General features: G+C 64.2%; 16 protein-coding genes. 12 read left to right on the forward strand and 4 right to left on the reverse strand.

Translation table 11 applies throughout. The features are described 5' to 3' along the window. Positions 1-42: 42 nt before the first annotated feature. Positions 43-1224 (forward strand): galactose mutarotase, encoded by a 1182-nt coding sequence (locus tag NHH73_14810; protein USX29481.1) that lies wholly within the window; start codon positions 43-45, stop codon positions 1222-1224. Between the two features lie 82 nt (positions 1225-1306). On the opposite strand, the gene NHH73_14815 is transcribed toward NHH73_14810, so the two are convergent. Beyond that, positions 1307-2056, reverse strand: coding sequence for an SDR family oxidoreductase (locus tag NHH73_14815; protein USX29482.1), 750 nt, complete (start codon positions 2054-2056; stop codon positions 1307-1309). A gap of 110 nt (positions 2057-2166) precedes the next feature. Between NHH73_14815 and NHH73_14820 the strand changes: the two genes are divergently transcribed. From NHH73_14820 to NHH73_14845, 6 genes are all read left to right on the forward strand, one after another. Beyond that, positions 2167-3072 (forward strand): LysR family transcriptional regulator, encoded by a 906-nt coding sequence (locus NHH73_14820; GenBank protein ID USX29483.1) that lies wholly within the window; start codon positions 2167-2169, stop codon positions 3070-3072. 145 nt (positions 3073-3217) lie between these two features. After that, positions 3218-4162 carry a dihydrodipicolinate synthase family protein gene (locus NHH73_14825; protein USX29484.1) on the forward strand — a complete coding sequence of 315 codons (945 nt, stop codon included), beginning with the start codon at positions 3218-3220 and terminating at the stop codon, positions 4160-4162. A 106-nt stretch (positions 4163-4268) separates the two neighbouring features. Then, complete coding sequence (locus tag NHH73_14830) at positions 4269-4970, forward strand: GntR family transcriptional regulator (protein ID USX29485.1); 702 nt, start codon at positions 4269-4271, stop codon at positions 4968-4970. A gap of 158 nt (positions 4971-5128) precedes the next feature. Next, positions 5129-5404, forward strand: coding sequence for a hypothetical protein (locus NHH73_14835; protein USX29486.1), 276 nt, complete (start codon positions 5129-5131; stop codon positions 5402-5404). Positions 5405-5407: 3 nt separating this feature from the next. Then, complete coding sequence (locus NHH73_14840; GenBank protein USX29487.1) at positions 5408-5926, forward strand: DNA-binding protein; 519 nt, start codon at positions 5408-5410, stop codon at positions 5924-5926. A gap of 31 nt (positions 5927-5957) precedes the next feature. Then, entirely contained in the window at positions 5958-6635 is a 678-nt protein-coding gene (locus NHH73_14845; protein ID USX29488.1) for an HAD-IA family hydrolase, read from the forward strand. Positions 6636-6649: 14 nt separating this feature from the next. On the opposite strand, the gene NHH73_14850 is transcribed toward NHH73_14845, so the two are convergent. Next, positions 6650-7519 carry a phytanoyl-CoA dioxygenase family protein gene (locus tag NHH73_14850; GenBank protein ID USX29489.1) on the reverse strand — a complete coding sequence of 290 codons (870 nt, stop codon included), beginning with the start codon at positions 7517-7519 and terminating at the stop codon, positions 6650-6652. 212 nt (positions 7520-7731) lie between these two features. Here NHH73_14850 and NHH73_14855 point away from each other — a divergent pair, with 212 nt between their 5' ends. Next, positions 7732-9381, forward strand: coding sequence for a mechanosensitive ion channel family protein (locus NHH73_14855; GenBank protein USX29490.1), 1650 nt, complete (start codon positions 7732-7734; stop codon positions 9379-9381). Between the two features lie 13 nt (positions 9382-9394). On the opposite strand, the gene NHH73_14860 is transcribed toward NHH73_14855, so the two are convergent. Beyond that, complete coding sequence (locus NHH73_14860) at positions 9395-10684, reverse strand: hemolysin family protein (protein USX29491.1); 1290 nt, start codon at positions 10682-10684, stop codon at positions 9395-9397. A 70-nt stretch (positions 10685-10754) separates the two neighbouring features. Continuing rightward, a complete protein-coding gene (locus NHH73_14865) occupies positions 10755-11372 on the reverse strand; it encodes an exopolysaccharide biosynthesis protein (GenBank protein ID USX29492.1) in 618 nt (205 codons plus the stop codon). Positions 11373-11622: 250 nt separating this feature from the next. Here NHH73_14865 and NHH73_14870 point away from each other — a divergent pair, with 250 nt between their 5' ends. Genes NHH73_14870 through NHH73_14885 form a run of 4 tightly spaced genes read left to right on the forward strand, consistent with a single transcriptional unit; the run spans position 11623 to position 15705 of the window. Next, positions 11623-12483, forward strand: coding sequence for an AraC family transcriptional regulator (locus tag NHH73_14870; GenBank protein USX29493.1), 861 nt, complete (start codon positions 11623-11625; stop codon positions 12481-12483). A 23-nt stretch (positions 12484-12506) separates the two neighbouring features. Next, positions 12507-13082 carry a gluconate 2-dehydrogenase subunit 3 family protein gene (locus NHH73_14875; protein USX29494.1) on the forward strand — a complete coding sequence of 192 codons (576 nt, stop codon included), beginning with the start codon at positions 12507-12509 and terminating at the stop codon, positions 13080-13082. A 1-nt stretch (position 13083) separates the two neighbouring features. Beyond that, on the forward strand, positions 13084-14823 hold the full coding sequence (locus NHH73_14880; protein USX29495.1) for a GMC family oxidoreductase: 1740 nt from the start codon (positions 13084-13086) through the stop codon (positions 14821-14823). Positions 14824-14832: 9 nt separating this feature from the next. Then, on the forward strand, positions 14833-15705 hold the full coding sequence (locus tag NHH73_14885; GenBank protein USX29496.1) for a sugar phosphate isomerase/epimerase: 873 nt from the start codon (positions 14833-14835) through the stop codon (positions 15703-15705). Positions 15706-15720 lie beyond the last annotated feature (15 nt).

Here is a 15720-nt window from a genome sequence, read left to right on the forward strand (position 1 = left end):
ACCCGCCGGCCGCCTCCTTTTTAACGGACACATCACCTACACATGACTATTTCCACCAGACCCGCCAAGATTTTCCTGCTCAGTACCCTGGTCGGCCTCAGCGCCTGCAGCCAGACGCCATCCCGCGACGACGCCGCTGCTTCGGGCGTATCGCTGTCGCGCATGCCCTTCGGCACGCTGTCCAATGGCGCCAAGGTTGAAGCCATCACCCTGAAGAACGCCGGCGGGCTGTCGGCCACGCTCATTTCCTACGGCGCCACCGTGCAGAGCCTGCGCTTCCCGGACAAGCAGGGCAACGCCGCCGATGTGGCGGTCGGCTACGACACCCTGGCCGGCTACGAGACGACCCCGGGCTTCACCAACGTGACCGTGGGCCGCTACGCCAACCGCATCGCCAACGGCACGTTCGCCATCGACGGCAAGAAGTTCGCGCTGGCGGTCAACGAGGCGCCCAATACGCTGCACGGTGGCGCGATCGGCTGGGACAAGCGCAACTGGGTGGTCAAGAGTGTCGAACAGACGGCTGAAAAAGCGTCGGTGACGTTCACCTTGACGTCGCCCGATGGCGACCAGGGCTTCCCGGGTACCGTCGTCGCCGACGTGACGTACGAACTCAATAACAAGAACGACCTGACCATCCGCTACGGCGCCAAGACCGACAAGCCGACGGTGGTCAACCTGACCTGGCACAGCATGCTCAACCTGTCTGGCATCCCGGCCACGCGCCTGGCCACCGACGCCGAGGTGACCATCGAATCGGACGCCATCCTGCCGGTGAATAAAACGCTGATCCCGACCGGACAGCCGTTGCCGGTGGCCGGCACGCCGTTCGACTTCCGCACCCCCGGCGTTGTGACCGAGCGCGTGCGCATGCAGCACCCGCAGCTGGCGCTGGCCAACGGCGGCATCGACCACAACTACATCCTGCGCGGCGGAAAGACGGCCGAACCCAAGCCGGCCGTCAAGATCGAGGACCGCGCCTCCGGACGTGGCCTGACCATCGCCACCACCGAGCCGGGCATGCAGGTCTACACCGGCAATTTCCTGAAGGGCGAGATCACCGGCAAGGGCGGCCAGAAGCTGACCAAGTACCAGTCGATCAGCTTCGAGGCGCAGGGCTATCCCGACAGCCCGAACCAGCCGGCGTTCCCGACCACCCGCGTGGACCCGGGCCGCGACTATGCGCAGACCACGGTGCTGCATTTCTATACCCTCGGTAAGTAAACCCAACGGGGCGCCGCCATCCGGCGGCGCGCCCCTGAACGGGGCGCCGCCATCCGGCGGCGCGCCCCTGTCTACCGGTGACTTACAGCTGGCTCATGCCGCCGTCGATGATCAGCTCGGTGCCGACGACGAAGGCGGCCTCGGGCGACGAGAGGTAGAGCACCGCGCCGGCGATCTCGTCCGCCGTACCGAAACGTTTCAACGGGATCTGTTGCGCGATGCCAGCGGCCATGTCGTTCAGTTGCGCGTCGGGCAGGCCGAGGCGGCCATACAAAGGCGTCGACACCGGCCCGGGGCTGATCACGTTGACGCGCGCGCCACGCTGGATCAGCTCGGCCGACAGCGTCTTGGCGAACGAGATCAGGGCGGCCTTGCTGGCGGCGTAGACCGACGAGTTGGGCATGCCGATGTGGGCGTTGATCGAACCGTTCAGCACTACCGCGGCGCCGCGATTGAACAGCGGCGTCAACGCCTGGATCGTGAAATAGGCGCCTTTGACATTGACGTTGAAGGTGTTGTCCCACAGCGCTTCGTCGATGTCGTCGAACGGCGCGAATTTGGCCACACCCGCGTTAAGGAACAGCGCGTCGAGCGTGATGCCTTTTTCCTTTAGCGTGGCGGCCAGCAGTGCGGCATCCTTGATATCGCCCTGGTCGTTACGCACGGCGATCGCGGCGCCGCCCAACTGCTGGCGAGCCGCTTCCAGCGTGACCGGATCGCGTCCGGTGATGACAACGCGCGCGCCTTCATTGGCAAATTGCAGGGCAGTCGCTAAGCCGATGCCGCTATTGCCGCCGGTGACGAGGACTGTTTTGTTTTCAAAGCGTTTCATGGTGGTTCTCCAAAAGAGTGGGTGTGAAATCACTATAGGATTAATGATCCGAGCAATCAAAGCCTTGCTTGTTGGTGATATATTCAGGTTTTCTGAAGATTGGAGGCGCTATGGACAGGTTGCGAGCGATGGAAGTGTTCGTGGAGGTGGTGCGCAAGAACGGCTTCGCGCGGGCGGCCGACGCGCTCGATACATCGCCGGCGAATGTCACGCGCATCATCGCCGATCTGGAAAGCCACCTCGGCACGCGGCTGCTGAACCGCAGTTCGCGCAAGATGTCGCTGACCGAGAGCGGCGACGCGCTCTACGAGCGTGCCAAGACCATCGTCGAGGATATGGCCGAGGTCGAAGCGATCGCGTCGTCGACGTCGATGACGCCGCGCGGCCTGCTGCGGCTGAACGCGCCGCTCAGTTTTGGCGTGCTGCAGCTGGCGCCGCTGTGGGGCAAGTTCATGGACCTGCATCCCGGCGTCGAACTGGAGGTGGCCTTGAGCGACCGCGTGGTCGATATCGTCGAGGAGGGCTATGACCTGGCGATTCGCATCTCGCGCTCCGGCTCGGCGTCGCATGCGGCGCGCAAGCTGGCCACGTCGCAAAATATCTGCTGCGCCGCGCCGGCCTACCTCGAAAAACACGGCGTGCCCAAGGTGCCGCAAGACTTGGCCGCGCACCGCTGCATCGGCTACCGTTACGCGGCAACCGCCGACGAGTGGCACTTCAGCAATCCGCAGGGACAGCCGGACATGGTCAAGGTCAGTTGCGCGTTGCATACCAATAACGGTGACACGGCCCGCTCTGTGGCGGTCGCCGGCGGCGGCGTCATCTGGCAGCCGACCTTTTTGATCGGCGCGGACTTGAAGGCCGGGAGGTTGGTGCGCGTCTTGCCGGACTATTCTTTGCCCGACATCGACGTGCTGGCGGTGTATCCCAGCCGGCGCCACCTGAGCGCCAAAGTGCGCGTGATGATCGACTTCCTGGCGGGCGAATTTTCAGGCATCCCACCTTGGGATCGATAAGCCGATCGCAGGAATTCCTATAAAAATCAAAGACTTGAAGGAACTTCGCTTACCCGTGATTTTTAAGATTGTATAAAATATCCAAAAGGATTATGATTCGTGGGTCCGTTTTACCCACTCCCAACGCCTATCTAAAGGAAGCACCATGAGCGACAACATCTTCACCGGCACCATTCCGGCCCTGATGACCCCATGCACCCCCGAGCGCACCCCCGACTTCGACGCGCTGGTGAAGAAGGGCCGCGAGCTGGTCGACCTCGGCATGAGCGCGGTGGTGTATTGCGGTTCGATGGGCGACTGGCCGCTGCTTACCGAAGCGCAGCGCCAGGAAGGCGTGGCGCGCCTGGTCGCGGCCGGCGTTCCGACCATCGTCGGCACCGGCGCGGTCAACTCGAAAGAAGCGGTGTCGCACGCAGCGCACGCGGCCAAGGTGGGCGCGAGCGGCCTGATGGTGATTCCACGCGTGCTGTCGCGCGGCGCCTCGCCGGCCGCGCAGAAGGCGCACTTCGAAGCCGTCCTGTCGGCCGCGCCGAAGCTGCCGAGCGTGATCTACAACAGCCCGTACTACGGTTTCGCCACGCGCGCCGACCTGTTCTTCGAACTGCGCGCCAAGCATTCCAACCTGATCGGCTTCAAGGAATTCGGCGGCGCGGTCGATCTGCGCTACGCGGCCGAGCACATCACCAGCCAGGACGAGAACGTCACGCTGATGGCCGGCGTCGACACCCAGGTGTTCCACGGCTTCGTCAATTGCGGCGCCACCGGAGCGATCACCGGCATCGGCAACGCGCTTCCGCGCGAAGTGCTGCAACTGGTCGCGCTGTGCCGCAAGGCTGCCGAGGGCGACGTTACGGCACGGCGCCAGGCGCGCGAGCTGGAATCGGCGCTGGCCGTGCTGTCGTCGTTCGACGAAGGCACCGACCTTGTGCTGTTCTACAAGTATCTGATGGTGCTCAACGGCGACAAGGAATACACCTTGCACTTCAACGAGACCGATGTGCTGAGCGACAGCCAGCGCCGCTACGCCGAGATCCAGTACGGCCTGTTCCGCACCTGGTACGCCGGCTGGTCGAAAGAGGTCGCCGCCTGAGGTTTCCAACGGCGCGCGCCGGTAATTTACGGCGGGGCGACAATATAATTTATACTGCCGCCTGCAAAGTCCGGCGCCTGCCCGGATAGCTGACCGAAAGCCCGCCATGAGTTCCACCGCCACTGCCGCCAACAAGGCCGCCGCCCCGCGTTTTGCGGTGACCACCGTCGCCGAGCAGGCGGCGGACGCGTTGCGCCGCAAGATCATGGCCGGCGACCTGCCGGAAGGATTCCAGCTGCGCCAGGACGCGCTGGCGGCCGAATTCGGCATCAGCCGGATTCCCGTGCGCGAAGCGCTGGTGCAACTCGAGGGCGAGGGCCTGGTCAGGATCGTTCCCCACAAGGGGGCGGTGGTGTCCGAACTGTCGATCGCCGAGATCAATGAATTATTCATGTTGCGCGGCTTGCTCGAGCCGCTGCTGCTGAAAAAGTCCGCGCCCAAGCTCACCGCCGCCGACTTTGCGGAAATCGACGCCATCCTCGCCGAGTACAAACAAGAATTACACACGCAACATCCGACCCGCTGGGGCGAGCTGAACACGCGGCTGCACGACTTGCTGATGTCGCGCGCCGAACAGCCGCGCACCTTGGCCATCGTCACCAGCCTGTTGCAGCAGACCGACCGCTACACGCGACTGCAATTGTCGCTGAGCGCCGAAAGCTGCCGGCGCGCGGAGGAAGAGCACGCCGAACTCGTGCGCCTATGCAAAGTCGGCGAGGTGAGGGCGGCGGCTAGCCTGTTGAAGCGGCACATCGAGCACGCCGCCGCCGAGCTGGAGCGCTTCATCGTCTCGCGCCGGCGGGTGTAGGGCGACAAAAGTCGCCCGAGCGGCATCCATTTGATTCTGTCTCAACCTGCGCGTCATCACATTGACTCAAAATCCCGTATAGGCTGTGCGAAAACCCATGCTTGCAATGAGGTTGTCACTTGACAACCTCATTGCAAGTCTTATACTGGAGACCACTAATGGTCCGTCCGTCCCATCCCAAAAATGAAATTGAGCGTGCTCTTCGGCACGCTGAAAGGCAAGGATGGCGGGTTGAGGTTGGCCGCGGCCATGCTTGGGGACGCATTTACTGTCCGTACAACGATCGCGAGTGCCGCTGCGGCGAATTCTGTATCACATCCGTATGGAGCACGCCGAAGAATCCTGGCAATCACGCGCGTGCCCTGCGGCGTGTCGTCGATGGTTGCACGGCGCGCCGCAAGGAACAGCAAGCCACCAACGATGCCGAGGATTGACAAATGGAATATATCTTTACGTTGAAGTATCAGCTGGCAGATGATGATCGTGATGCCGATGGGTTGGTCGAGCGCCTGGGCCAGCAGGGCTGCGACGATGCCTTGGTCGGGATCGGTCAGCCGGGCCGGCTGGCGCTGGAATTCACACGCGACGCGGACAACGCGGAGGCTGCCGTGCGTAGCGCACTGGCCGACGTGCGCAGAGCTATCCCTTCGGCGACGTTGACCGAGGTCGCTCCGGATCTGGTTGGATTGACGGACGTGGCTGAATTAGTGGGTGTGTCGCGGCAAAACATGCGCAAGCTGATGTTGACCTACCCGGGCAGTTTCCCGGCACCGGTACATGAAGGTAGTTCTTCGATCTGGCATTTAGCGGACGTGTTGGCTTGGCTGCATACCAAGGGCGGCTACTCGTTGACGCAAGATGTGCTCGAAGTGGCAAACGTCGCGCTGCAGGTCAACGTGGCGAAGGAAGGGAAGCGGTTATTGCGCTGCGGTTGCCAGGATTCTGATATGGCATGATTGGAGTTCTATCAATTCTCTAAGGCCAGGCATGACCATCACCCACCTCATCTCCGACTGCGACGGCGTGCTGGTCGACAGCGAAGCCATCGCCCTGCAGGCATTGGCCGACTTTCTGGCGCCGATCGCCGGCGACCGCGAGCGCGTGTTGCCGCTGATTCGTCCCCGGCTGGGCCTGAAACTCGAAGCGCTGGTGCTGGGCGTTTGCGCCGAGTTGGTCCTGCCGGAACCGAGCGTCGCCGACCTGGCCGTCATGCGCGGCGTGGTCGAGGCCGAATGCGACCGCAAGGCCGAGCCGGTGCCCGGCGTCGAGGCCGCGTTGCGCGCCATCGCGCTGCCCAAGGCCGTCGCCAGCAACAGCCGCCTGGTGCGCGTGCAGGGTTTGCTGGAGCGCACCGGATTGATCTCCTTGTTCGACGGCGGCCTCTACACGGCCGATATCGCCGGCCGGCCGAAACCCGATCCGGCGGTCTACCTGTTGGCGGCGGCCGGCATGGGCGCCCGCGCGGCCGACTGCGTCGTCGTCGAGGACAGCATCACCGGTGTGCACGCGGCCGTGGCGGCCGGCGCCGTTGTACTGGGCTTCACCGGCGGCCCGCACAGCCCGCCGGACCAGGCCGATCGGCTGCGCGCGGCGGGCGCCCGGCTCGTGTTCGGTTCGATGGCGGAATTGCCGGGTTTGGTGGAGGGATTGCGTCGGCAGTCTTGAGCACGCCCGCGCGCTCAACCGCCCGTTCCCATCCGTTCACCCGGCGACACGCCCGTCAGCAGGCCCGCGATCGTATGCTCCTGCACGATCGGATCGAGCGTATCGACCACGCGGCAGGCGATGCGGCTGCGCACTTCTTCCGGCAAGCTGTCGTAGTAGCCGCGCGTCAGCTGTAGATCGTGCTTGTCGGCGTTGCGGGCGTCCGGCGCGTCCACGCCCAGCACGAACACCGGGCGCGATTTGTCGGACTGGTTGGCGGTGCCGCGATGGATGGTCAACGCCGAGCGCGCCGAAATGTCGCCCATTTTTGCCAGCTTGCGCTGCGCCAGCGCCTCGTAGCGCGGCCATAATTCGCGTGCCGGGAACATCGGGTCGCCGCCGGCCAGGTCGTCCCACTGCGTGCCGGGTGCGATCTCGAAGGGGCCCATGTCCTCGGTCACGTCCACCGTCGTGATGTTGAACGCGAGCGAGTTGAGGCGCCGGCCTTTCAGCGTCGCCTCCGGCGTCGGGAAGTCGCGATGCCAGGGCTGGTGCAGCGCGCCGGGGCCGGGCACGTCGAAGCCGGCTTCGACGATACGGTAATCGGGTCCCAGGATGGCGCGGCAGACCGCCACCACCCAAGGGTGCGTGACGATGTCGAGGAAGCCGCCCAGGCGCTCCGGGTGGATCTCGACGTAATAGCGGTTCGGCCCGCGCCCCAGGGCGCCGCCCGGCCGTGCCAGCGCCTCCTGGAAGAGCGCGGCGATATCCGCGCCTAGTTGACCCACCCACTCGCGGGTGAAGGCGCCCTTGCAGGCGATAAAGCCGTCTCCGTACAGCCCGCCCATGATGGCGGCTTCGCTGTAATCGGCCGGCGCCGGGGACTTGAGCTTGTCTGGATCCATGGTGGCCTCCTGGTTTCGATGCGGTCAGGGATGATTGTAGACAATCGCGCCAATCGGCGCGGCACGGCTGAACCGCGCATCCCGCAGGACGGTGCGCTTTGTGCGGTAGCGAACGGAGCATCGTCGAAGAGACTTTTATCATTGACGGCCCATATGGTGGTCTTGCGGCAGTTTTGCGCTGCCATGTAACAGGCATAGGAGTCGTTCTCAGCATGCGTTTTATTCCCACCTTCCTGATCTGGCTGATGCTCGCGCTGGCTGCGCCCCTCGCCGCCGCGATACCGCCCACCAAGCCCGCCGCCGAGGCGCCATCGGTTCCCTCCGATACGCTCGGCCGCGAGACCCCGCGTTCCATGGTCGCCGGGCTCATCGGCGCGCTGGCCGAACTCGATTACGACCGCGCCGCCCAATTCTTCGATCTGCCGGCGCCGACCAGCAACCGGCAGCAGCGGACCGCCGCCAGCCAGGCGCGCGCGTTCCATGCGCTGCTCGACGACAGCGGCTCGCTCAAGCCTTTCGCCGCCCTGTCCAACGTCGACACGGGCAGGTTGGACGACGATCTGCCGGCCGACGAGGAAAACATCGGTGAAATCAAATTGCAGGGCAAGGAAGTGCCCATACTGCTCACGCGCGGCCAGGACGGCGACCGGCAGGTGTGGCGCATCTCGAAAGAGACGCTGGCGCTGACGTCGGCGGCGATCAAGCTGGCGCCGGTGGCGCAGACGCCGCCGAAAAACGAATGGTTTGTCGCCGGCGCGCCGCTCAAGGACTGGGGCGTGCTGCTCGGGCTGGGCGTCGTGGTGTTCGGCGGCTTGTGGCTGGTTTCGGTCATTTGCGTGACCGTCATCCGCCGGCTGGTCGCCGATCCGGCCGCCAGCAGCGGCTACCGCTTCGCCGAGGCGGCGCTGCCGCCACTGAGCCTGCTCATTGCCGTCGCCGTGTTCTACAACTGGGCCGACGCGCTGCCCGTGTCCATCGTCGCGCGCCAGAATCTGCTGCGCTACACCGGCGTCATCACCGCCATCGCGGTGGTGTGGTTCGGTCTGCGCCTGGTCGACGGCATCGCCGACCTCGCCGTCGCGCGCATGCAGCGGCATCAGCGCCGCCAGATCGTCTCCGTCATCATCCTGGCGCGGCGCACGGTCAAGTTCCTGCTGCTCGCGTTCGCCGGCATCGGCATCCTCGGCACCTTCGGCATCGATGTGACCACCGGGATCGCGGCGCTGGGGATCGGCGGTATCGCGCTGGCGCTGGGCGCCCAGAAGACCGTGGAGAACCTGGTCGGCAGCGTCACCATCATCGCCGACCGTCCGCTGCAGGTGGGCGACTTCGTCAAGGTCGGCGACGTGGTCGGCACGGTGGAGGACGTCGGCATCCGTTCGTCGCGCATCCGCACCGGCGAGCGCACCGTGGTGACCGTGCCCAACGGCGACCTGTCGGCGCGCCAGATCGAGAACTACGCCGAGCGCGACCGATTCCTGTTCAATCCGGTCATCGCCATTTCCTACGGCACCACGTCGGCCAAGCTGCGCGAGGCCATCACCATCGTCCAGCAGGTGCTCGCCACCCATGACAAGATGGCGGAGGGCGCCCGCGCGCGGTTGGGCAACATCACCGACCGCGCTTTCAATATCGAGGTGTTCTCGTACATCGACGTGCCCGACTTCGACACCCAGGTGGTGATCCGGGAAGAATTGCTTCTGACGATATACGAGCGGCTCGAAGCGGCCGGCATCGGCCTGGCGTTCCCGACCCAGACCGTTTTCTACGCCCCGCAACGCGCGGCGGCGACGGAGATGCCGACGCCGGTGGGCATTGGCGTCACCGCTTCCCGCAACAGCTTCGCCAAGTCAGCGATGTAAAAAGAGGAAGCGCTTAAGCCGCCGGGGCCGGTGGAACGGCCAACACCTTGTCGATGCGCTTGTCGTCCATGTCGACCACCTCCAGCCGCCAGCCTTCCCACTCCGCGTAGTCGCCGGGTACGGGGATTTCCCCCAGCAGCAGCATCATCATGCCGCCGAGCGTGTGGTAGCGCGCCTTGTCCTCTTCCGGCGCCGTCTTCAGCGCTAGCCGGTCTTTCATCTCCGGAATTGGGATGGAACCGTCCAGCAGCCACGAGCCATCCTCGCGCCGGACCGCCCACGCGGCGTCGGCGCTGCGCGGGGTGAACTCGCCGGTCACCGCTACCAGCAGGTCGTGCAAGGTCACGATGCCTTGGACTTCGCCGTACTCATCGATCACAAAAACCATCTGCGCCTGGTTGCCACGGAACTGGTCGAGCAATTCCATGCCGGTCAGCGTTTCCGGCACGTGGATGGCGGGGCGACGATTGGCCGTGTAATCGGGCGCCCGGCCTTGTGCGACGGCGGCGAGCGCCTGCTTGGCGTGGATCACGCCCAGTATTTTGTCCAGGCCGCCCTCGCAGACCGGGAAGCGCGTGTGCTCCGATTCGATCAGGCGGCGCAGATTCTCGTCCGGCGGCAGATTGATGTCGATGAAGACGACGTCGGCGCGGGGCACCATCAGCGAGCCGAGCTGGCGGGCGTCGAGGCGGAAGACATTGCGCAGCATCTCGTGTTCGTGTTGCTCGATGACGCCGGCCGCCGAACCTTCCTCCAGCACGTCGTGGATCTCCTCCGGGGTCACGCCGGGCTCGGCGTTTTGATTCACGCCCATCAGGCGCAGCAGGAAGCGGGTCGATAGCGACAGCAGGGCGACGAATGGGCGCGTCGCCATCGACAGTATCCGCATCGGCCGGGCGACCAGCCGCGCGACCGGCTCGGCTGCGATCTGCCCCAGGCGCTTGGGCACCAGTTCGCCGACGACGATGGAGATATAGGTCACCACCACAACCACTGCGGCGGTGGCGCCGATGTTGGCCGTGCCTGCGGCCAGGCCCAGGGAGCGCAGCCACTGCGCCAGCGGGGCGGCCAGCACGGCTTCGCCGACGATGCCGTTGAGCAGGCCGATGGAGGTGATGCCGATCTGAACGGTGGACATGAGATCGGTGGGATCGCCGCCCAGTTCGAGGGCGGTGGTGGCGGCATTGTCGCCTTCGGACGCCAGCTTTTTCAAGCGGGCTTTACGGACAGTGACCAGGGCGATCTCGGACATCGCGAACACGCCGTTGAGCACGCTGAGGCCGATCAGTATCAGGATTTCCATGGCACCTCCCGCTTCGAGCATACCAAAAAGGGCGGGGCGCGGGAGCCGCCATGGACGAAGCAGGGGCCAGCTAGACCAGCACTTGCGCGACCATGAAAACACACGCCTTGACGATGCCCCAGATGACGCCGGAAACCAAAACGGCCGAAGCGGTGGCCGCCACCACCCCGGTCGCGATCGCGAAGCCGTCGCGTTCCAGCAGTCCCAGCGCAAGCAGACTGATGGAAAGGGCCGGCAACATGTTTCCCAGCGGGATGGGGAGCACCAACACCAATGCCAGCAACAGGCAGACAAGACCGATCAGGTATTCGCATGGCGGCAGCGCCAGGACGCTGATGCGTGGACGCAGCAGTTTCTCGGCGCGCTCCAGCCATGGAATGACGCGCCGCATCATGCCATGGAAATCCGCGCGCGCCATGGAACGCCGGCTGATGATCCCCGGCAGCCAAGGCCGCATGCCGAATGTCAGCTGGGCGGCGAGGAACACAAGGGGAGCGCCCAAGATGGCGGACGTTCCCGGCGGCACCGGCAAGATGTTTGGAAAAGCGAAAATGAACAGCAGGGCGCCGGTGGCGCGGTCGCCCAGGGCGTGCAACAGGTCGCCCACGGCGATCCGGTCCCGCGACGTATCGTCGGCCAGTTGGCGCAATAGTTGGGAAAGTGCGGGGCCGTCGCCTGCGCAACTCATTTGTTAGGCTTCATTATTCACGGGAAGGCGGAGTGGACTCGCCTCGATTGTGGCCCTGCAACCTTAAGACCCTATTAACGGCATGGAGAAGTCCGCCGTTGTGACAAATTCCAACCGCGCCGGCAGGGCGTGAAGGCCGCTTCCCCGATTTTTGACTTGCCGATTTTGTTATAAATTTTTCCGATTTTTTATTACTTTCCCGGCATTGTCGATGCTACCATTCTCGCCAGACTAGCGAATGGCAGAGGCGATGAGCACGAGGATGATCAGGATGGGCATGGTGGTGGCCACCAGCGATACCGAAAAGGAAAAGCACCAAAATTTCCTGGCCGGTGACGGCGGCGCGTCCAGCTCCGATTGCACCGACTTTTTCTACCGCCACGGCATTTCCACCCCCAGCGTGCTGTTCGACGATCTGCAGGATACCTACTATTTCGCCAAGAACCGCGCCGGCCAGTTCGTCTGGGGCAACCGGCTGCTGCAAGAGCAGCATTCCCTGTCCAGCGTCAAAGACATCATCGGCAAGTCCGACCATGACTTCTTCCGCCGCGACATCGCCGACCGCATCCGCGCCGACGATCTGCAGGTGATGGAAAGCGGCGTCGCCGTCAAGAACAAGCTGGAGGTCATTGACGGCAATAGCGGCGCCTTGACCTGGCTGTTCACCACCAAGGCGCCGGTGCGCGACCGCCATGGCGAGATTGTCGGCGTCGAAGGCTTCAGCCGCGACGCCCAGCGCTCGCAGGAGGCCATCGCGCCGTTCCACGTTTTCAAGAGCTGCATCGAATACCTGCAAGCGCACCTGACCGAGGATATCGGCATCGAACATCTGGCCAGCCTGTCGTGCATGTCGCTGTCCACCTTCGAGCGCAAGTTCAAGCAGCACTTTTCGCTGACGCCCAAGCAATACATCCTGCGCATGAAGATCCACGAGGCGTGCCGCTTGCTGCCGGGCGCGCAAAGCATCGCCCGCGTGGCGGTGGAGACCGGCTTTGGCGGGCAGAGTTATTTCACCAAGATTTTCCGTAGTGTGGTCGGTATCACGCCCAAACAATATCAGCTGTCCTTGCTGGCCTCCGGGCGGGCGGGAACGGTCCGAAGGAGTAGTTGAACCAAAGAAGCATTGGAGGAGACATGTTGCACGCTGAACGAGAGATAGACGGACGCAGATCCGCTCTCATCAAGTTAGCCGGCCTGTGCGGCCTGGCATTGTCCGGCGACGCCCTGGCGGCGCTGGCGGTTTCCGGCAAGGCACCCGCCGCGCCGGAGTTGTTGTCGGCCGACGCGCTGGCGCTGACGGCCGTGATGGCCGAGCACATCATTCCCGCGACCGATACGCCCGGCGCGCTGGCGGTCGGCGCGCACCGCACCATCGACCATATGTTGAAGGTGTGCGCCACCGCGTCCGAGCAGCAGGGCTTTATCACCGGCCTCGAGCGGGTGGACGCCGTCGCGCTGGCGGCCGACGGCAAACGCTTCCGCGCGTTGCCGGCCAAGCGCCGCATCGCGCTGCTGCACGCCCTCGATGGCGGCACCGCGCCGTTCACCGCCGACGATCAACGGTTTTTCCGAAAGATGAAGTCCTACACGCTGTTCGCCTACTACACCTCGGAGGGCGGCTCGACGCTCGAACTGGCCTACCTGCCGGTGCCGGGAGGCTTCAAGGGCAACTTCCCCGTTCGTAAAAACACCAGGACCTGGGCGATCTGACATGAGCCAAACTTCATCGTTTTATATCAAGCAAAGCGCCGAGCAATTCGACGCCATCGTGGTCGGCTCCGGCATCACCGGCGGCTGGGCCGCCAAGGAAATGTGCGAGCGCGGCCTGCGCACCCTCATGGTCGAGCGCGGCCGTCCGGTCGAGCACCGCAGCGACTACATCGGCGAAGGCGTCGACGAGTGGAACCTGCCCAACCGCGGCCTGGTCGACGAAAAGCTCGCGGCCGACCAGTTCGCCGAGCAGCGCAAATGCTACGCCTTCGACGACCATACCAAGCATTTCTTCAACAACGACCGCGACATGCCTTACAGCACGCCGGAGGGCAAGCCCTTCAGCTGGATACGCGGCAACCAGCTGGGCGGCAAGTCGTTGATGTGGGCGCGCCAGTCCTACCGCTGGAGCGACCTCGACTTCGAAGCCAACGCCAAGGACGGCCACGGCGTCGACTGGCCGATCCGTTATGCGGACCTGGAATCCTGGTACGGCCACGTCGAGCGCCACGTCGGCATCAGCGGCGCCAAGGAAAACCTGGCGGTGCTGCCGGACAGCGAATTCCTGCCGCCGTTCGAATTCAATGCCGTCGAAGCGGCGATGAAAAAGAAGTTCGACGCCAGTTTCGCGCCGGCGCGCATGATCATGGGCCGCTGCGCCCATTTGACCAAGCCCAACGAAAAGCATCTGGAGATGGGACGCGGCAGCTGCATGGCGCGCAGCATGTGCCATCGGGGCTGCTCCTTCGGCGCGTATTTCTCGACGCAGAGTTCGACCTTGCCGGCCGCCGCCGCGACCGGACGCCTGAGCGTGGCCACCAACGCCATCGTCCACAGCGTGCTGTACGACGCCAAGACCAACCGCGCCACCGGCGTGCGCGTGATCGACGCCGAGACCATGGAAACCCGCGAGTTTTACGCCAAGGTGGTGTTCCTGTGCGCGTCGACCCTGGGCAGCACGCAGGTCTTGCTGAATTCGACCTCCGAGGCCTTCCCGACCGGACTGGGCAACTCGTCCGGCGTGCTGGGTCACTACTTGATGGACCACCTGTTCGGCGCCGGCGCCTCCGGCCGTGTCGAAGGCTACGAGAACGATTATTACTCCGGCCGCCGTCCGACCGCGCCTTACATTCCGCGCTTCCGCAACGTGACGGATCAGCACCCCGGCTTCCTGCGCGGCTATGCGCTGGCGGGCGCCGCCGGACGCGAGGGCTGGGCGCAGCAGGGCAACAAGCCGGGCTTCGGCAAGGATTACAAGGCCATGATACGCAAGCCCGGACCATGGCACTTCGGCCTGCACGGCCAGGGCGAGATGCTGCCGCGCTACGAAAACATGGTCAGCCTGCATCCGACCAAGAAGGACAAATGGGGCATGCCGCAGCTGCACATCGACTGCACCTATTCGGCCAATGACGACAAGATGCGCGAAGATATGGCCGACACCGCCGCCAACATCCTCGAATCGCTGGGCGTGAAGGATGTCCAGAAATCGATCAGGACCACGGAGCAGTGGGCGCCGGGCTTGTCGATCCACGAAATGGGCACGGCACGCATGGGGCGCGATCCGAAGACCTCGATGCTCAACGGCTACAACCAGGCGCACGACGTGCCGAACCTGTTTGTGACCGATGGTGCCAGCATGTGCTCCAGCGCCTGGCAGAACCCGTCGCTGACCTTCATGGCGCTCACCGTGCGCGCCTGTGCTTACGCGGCTGAACAACTCAAACTTGGCAAACTCTAAGGAATAATAATGAAAACATATCAACGCAAGGCCCTCTCCCTGTCGCTTACCCTGTCCCTGACGCTGTGCTTCACCCTGGGCGCCGCGTCGTCCCAGGCCGCCACCAGCCCGCTGCTGGGCGTGCAACTGTGGTCGGTCAAGGACGAGGTCAAGCAGGACTTCGAGGGCACCCTCGACAAACTGGCGAAGCTGGGCTTCCAGGGCGTGGAATTCGCCGGCGAGTTTGGCAAGTACAAGGCCGATCCGGCAGGGTTGAAAGCATTTTTGCGGAAGAAGGGGCTGCAATGCGCCGGCGCCCACATGCGTGTCGACCAACTCAACGCCGCCAATTTCAAACCCACCACCGACTTCTACAAAACGCTCGGCTGCAACCGCCTGATCATTTCGATGGACGAGCGCGCCGCCAGCAAAGAGGGTTCGACCGAACTGGCCAAGGAACTGAGCGCGTTGTCGGCCAAGCTGGACGCGCAGGGGATGAAGCTGGGCTATCACAACCACGAAGCGGAAATGTTGGGCGACAAGGGACAGACCAACTGGGACCTGCTGGCCAAGAACACGCCCAAAAACTTCATCCTGCAGCAGGACGTGGGCTGGACCACCTACGCCGGCAAGGATCCGATCGATTTCGTCAAAGAGTATCCGGGCCGCACCGTGACGACGCATTACAAGGCGAAGTTCGTCAAGGGCACCGAAGGCACCAGCATCATCGGCCAGGACAAGACCGACTGGACCGGCCTGACCAAGGCGGTGCGCAGCGTCGGCGGCACCGAGTGGATTATCGTCGAGCAGGAGGAGTATCCGAACGGCATGGGCCAGCTGGAATCGGTGGCGGCGTCGATGCGCGGCCTGCAAGCCATCTTGTCCAAGATGCCGGCGCCATAAGGTCCAGGGAACTCC

It is taken from the genome of Oxalobacteraceae bacterium OTU3CINTB1 (assembly GCA_024123955.1).
Lineage (GTDB): Bacteria > Pseudomonadota > Gammaproteobacteria > Burkholderiales > Burkholderiaceae_D > Rugamonas.